Source organism: Pelatocladus sp. BLCC-F211 (assembly GCF_041928655.1).
Taxonomy (GTDB): Bacteria; Cyanobacteriota; Cyanobacteriia; order Cyanobacteriales; family Nostocaceae; genus Pelatocladus.
This window is the reverse complement of sequence record NZ_JBHFLM010000013.1, coordinates 1-3,908: the sequence shown is the minus strand read 5'-3', so window position 1 is coordinate 3,908 and position 3,908 is coordinate 1. Positions and strand designations below refer to the sequence as shown.

Here is a 3,908-nt window from a genome sequence, read left to right as displayed (position 1 = left end):
GATGCACCGCAATGCTTCGAGCCACAAGCTTGACTCTGGGTGCTTGAGTCCGGTTCCGTTACCTGCAATGCTGGTTCCGGTGCAGGGAAATCCCAGAGTAAACAACTCATATTCTCCAGTTCTGGGGGAAAAGTCTCTGATATCTGAGTGGATGGGGATTCCTGGGAAGCGCGATCGCAGGACGAGTTGGGCATCTGAATCAAGTTCAACAAATTGAGTTGTCCTAATTCCTCCAACTGTTGCTGCTGCAAGCGAAAATCCTCCGATTCCCGCGAAGAGATCCAGATGAGTGAGCATAGGTCAATCCTTACAGTATGCGGTTTATAAGCCTTGTTGGCTGGCTCATCGAGCAATACAGATGCTTTGTTGCCCTTGATAGCTTTAATTTCACCTGTGGCATTAGCTAGATATTGCCGCCTTTGACTGAGATTGTCTGGCTGAATGACAACGCGATCTCCTACGGAGAAGCAAGCTACGCCCACTTTGAAGGAGGAATCATCGAGGGAGCCTACTTTGTAGCTGCCACCGGGACTTTTTACCAAAGCGCTAACAGTCATCTTGCCCCCTCACTCCAGGTTTTTAATAATGCCGTAGGACTTGTCAAACAACACCGCCGCAGTACCCGTATCACCGTGCCGTGCCTTAGCCACGATTAGTTCTAAAATTCCTTGCTCTGTAGTATCGGGGTTATAGTATTCGTCGCGGTAGGCAAGAATAATATTGTCTGCCACCATTTCTAAGATTCCCGATTGACTTAAGTCACTCATCATCGGGCGTTTAATTTGTCTGCCCTCAACTGCCCTAGAAATTTGCGATAGTGCCAGCACAGGTACATCTAATTCCCCTGCCATTTTGTAAAGTCCCCTGGCTACATCCCCTAGTTCATAGCTACGATTGCCTCCAGAGTCTTCTGCCATCATTTGCAGGTAATCAACTACAACTAAGCCCAATTTCCCTTCACGCGCCTTAATTTGGCGACATTCTGAAGCAATACCAGAAACAGTAATGCCTCTTGAGTCATTTATGTACAAGGGCAGTTCGGAGGCAATACCAACTATTTTGGCGATGCTGGCAAATTCCCAATCCATTAGGGGTGCAAGTCCAGCCCGATGCCTACGGATGCGATCGCCCCTCAAGGGTGTGATATCTAGGTGTCGATACTCGTTGGTGACACTAATCAAACTCCACAGCCTGTACTCAAGCTGCTTTTTGGTCATCTCCAACGAGAAGAAAACCACCGGGAGATTGTGCAGTAACATAATTCGCTGCGCCAGACACATGGCAATGGCGCTTTTCCCCATTGATGGGCGACCTGCAACCAGGGTCAGTGTCCCCCCTTCAAACCCCACAATGAGTTCGTCTAATTGGTGAATTCCAGTTGGATAAATTGGGTTAATTTGTTCTAAATCGCTATACGCCGCAGCTGTGATTGTACTGTTATGTTCGGTGTTGGTGGAAAACTGCTGTTGCGACAGTCGAAAAACTTTTTGTTCTGACTGGTCAAGTATAATTGGCAACTCAGTTTCGGCTTCATAGCCCAGCTGCACAATTTCGTTACCCGCTTTAATCAACTGCCTACGTGTGTACTTGTCCATCACCAATTCAGCCAAAGCATCGATGTTAATAGCTGAAACTGTGCGGTCTACAAGCGAGGCAAGTTTATTTCTGCCACCAATGCGTGTCAGTAAATCGTAGTTAGCCAGCCAATTTGTCACCGAGAGCAAATCCGTGGGTTTACCAGACCAATGAAGGCGCTGCGCGGCTTGATAAATATCTTTATGGGAGTCGATATAAAACGCTTCGGGAATTAGGCGATCGCTTATCCTACTCATCGCTTCTGGGTCGAGCATGATTCCGCCTAAAATCGCTTCTTCAACCTCGACATTTTGGGGAGGCAGTTTATCAATCACGTCGCACCTCCTATAGTTTCATCCCAGTTTTTGTTTTGTGACTCTTCCCAAGCTCTCTGGGCCTGTTGTTGTCGTTCTTCGAGTTCTCGGCGAAATTCATCTAAAGCATTGTTGGTTGCAGCTTTTTTGGCTTGTGTTTGTTTTGAAGCTAGATATTTTTCGTAATAAACCTCCCACCTGTTTTGTCCGGCTTTGTTTTGGTGTGCTAACCACGCCTCAATGTCGTTTACTTCCTGGCTGAGGTTCTTTATTTTTTCCTGACAGAAATTTAAAAAATTCGCTCGCTCCTCTTCTGAGAGAGTCTTTATAAAGTCTGAATAAGTCTGATCTATCTGAGGAGTGCTGGAATCGTTGTCTGAAGCGGGTTTTGAAGCTTGATTTTCTCTTTTTTGAGACTGTGAGTCGCATTTTTGAGACTCTAGTCTCATTTTTGAGACTCCAGTTAAATTTCTGCAATCAACTCTTTGCTCTTGAAAGTCAAATAACTCAAGTTCTTGTAACCTAGCCCTAGCGCGGAAATATGAGGCTTTACTCATCTCAAGTTCTGTGGTGATTTCTAACGTTGAGGGCAGCTGCCAGTAGCGATCGCCAAAAGGATCTTTTTCAATTAGGTAAAGCCATAACGCCATTTCGTGCTTTGTTAGTTTGGACTTTCTAAGTTTTTGAGACATTTCAGGAGTCAGGGGGTAAAATTTTCCCATCATGGCTGTACCTCCAGGGAGGTTACAGCAATTTCATCGCTCAAGAAACCAAGAGCAATAAGTTCTTTGATAGTGTGGCTTACAGTTTCCTTTTTGAGCTTGCGTCTTGGCTTTGACACCAGACGAGCTATTTCGGCGCAATTAATTTCAATTCCCTGGTTATAAGGGTCAATGGTGCGGATGTAGTACAGCACGTCTCGCTGTGCTGGCGTTAATTCTCGGCAGGCTCTTAGCCATTCTTCGTGCTGGAGGGGGTAAAATTTTCCTTGAATTTTTACGCCGTTTTGCGTCATAATGTACCTCGTAAGAAAAATAAAAATTACGAATTCCTACCCCATCCAGCCAGATAGGGGTTTATTTTTGCCTACTCACAACCCACATCAAAATAGCTTTCTCACTGCTAAAAAGATGCTGTGTCGGCTTTTGTTGATAATCTATTGTTCTATCGCCATATATTTGAAAGCGATATTAGATGCACCATCAAAGGTAAAATCAACAAGCCGATGATATAGTTGTGATTAGCCTCAGCCTGTGTTTTGGCTAACTCCATCAGTCGATGTTGGTTTAACATTGACTTAAAGGGTCTAAAATTTTTATAGTTAGCCTATCGCTGTATAAATTTACCACCCTGTTAGCACATAAGCTAATTATGTAATGAAAGTTAACAATTCTGACTTGGCGGATTCATTACCTGTGTCACCTCTATCAACGTCGTTTGATGCGACGATAAGGTTCTATAGGATTAGTGCAAAAGAGTTATCAAAATTGACAGGAGTTTCCGAGAATCACATCAGCGAATTTCGTCGAGGCAAGCGTGATGTGAGTACCACCGTTCTTTCAAGACTGTTGGACGGTGTAGATAACCTTGCGCCTGGTTCTAGACAACACTTTTTTAAATTGGTGTCCAATCAAAAGCAGTCACCATCATCTTATAGGCAGTCGCTTGTAGAGATTATTCAAAATGCTGACGAAGATGAACTGTTAGATGCAATGGGTGTGATCGCCAACAGAGTCCGCTATTTACGTAGTCAGCTTGTATCGTAATATATTGTCAATCTCGGTAATTACATTTAGGATTCCTTACTTGCAGGCTAAAGAATTCTGTGTTACCAATATCAGCAACTCTTAATATTACGTGTTTGTAGCTGGTAGATGGTAGTACATTCCGTTTATTGCGTTTCATCATCATTGTTATATTTATCACCCCAAATTAATGCAAGTTTAATCCAGAAATTGATAGATGAAAATAGCTTGATAATTGCTTTTTATTTAAGTAATACATAGAGATAATGCGAAA

The 3,908-nt window shown here is 43.6% G+C and carries 5 protein-coding genes; 1 reads left to right on the top strand and 4 read right to left on the bottom strand.

Translation table 11 applies throughout. The annotated features are described in order from the left end of the window. The 4 genes from ACE1AT_RS01215 to ACE1AT_RS01200 all read right to left on the bottom strand — a co-directional run. The coding region (locus tag ACE1AT_RS01215) for a DNA cytosine methyltransferase (protein WP_374865492.1) at window positions 1–297 on the bottom strand (297 nt) is incomplete at its 3' end. A 269-nt stretch (window positions 298–566) separates the two neighbouring features. Continuing rightward, the gene (gene dnaB / locus ACE1AT_RS01210) at window positions 567–1,910 is read right to left on the bottom strand and encodes a replicative DNA helicase (RefSeq protein ID WP_374865491.1); all 1,344 of its coding nucleotides are present in this window, start codon (window positions 1,908–1,910) and stop codon (window positions 567–569) included. Continuing rightward, a complete protein-coding gene (locus tag ACE1AT_RS01205) occupies window positions 1,907–2,614 on the bottom strand; it encodes a hypothetical protein (protein ID WP_374865490.1) in 708 nt (235 codons plus the stop codon). Before ACE1AT_RS01205 ends, dnaB begins: the two co-directional genes overlap by 4 nt. Next, on the bottom strand, window positions 2,611–2,904 hold the full coding sequence (locus ACE1AT_RS01200; protein WP_374865489.1) for a MarR family transcriptional regulator: 294 nt from the start codon (window positions 2,902–2,904) through the stop codon (window positions 2,611–2,613). Before ACE1AT_RS01200 ends, ACE1AT_RS01205 begins: the two co-directional genes overlap by 4 nt. 361 nt (window positions 2,905–3,265) lie before the next feature. Between ACE1AT_RS01200 and ACE1AT_RS01195 the strand changes: the two genes are divergently transcribed. Continuing rightward, on the top strand, window positions 3,266–3,655 hold the full coding sequence (locus ACE1AT_RS01195) for a helix-turn-helix domain-containing protein (RefSeq protein ID WP_374865488.1): 390 nt from the start codon (window positions 3,266–3,268) through the stop codon (window positions 3,653–3,655). The last annotated feature ends 253 nt before the right edge of the window (window positions 3,656–3,908 follow it).

What these genes read in the sequence shown, in the direction of transcription:
- ACE1AT_RS01200 (WP_374865489.1), bottom strand. Translation starts at nt 2,904, where the DNA reads ATGACGCAAAACGGCGTAAAAATTCAAGGAAAATTTTACCCCCTCCAG.
- ACE1AT_RS01205 (WP_374865490.1), bottom strand. Translation starts at nt 2,614, where the DNA reads ATGATGGGAAAATTTTACCCCCTGACTCCTGAAATGTCTCAAAAACTT.
- ACE1AT_RS01195 (WP_374865488.1), top strand. Translation starts at nt 3,266, where the DNA reads ATGAAAGTTAACAATTCTGACTTGGCGGATTCATTACCTGTGTCACCT.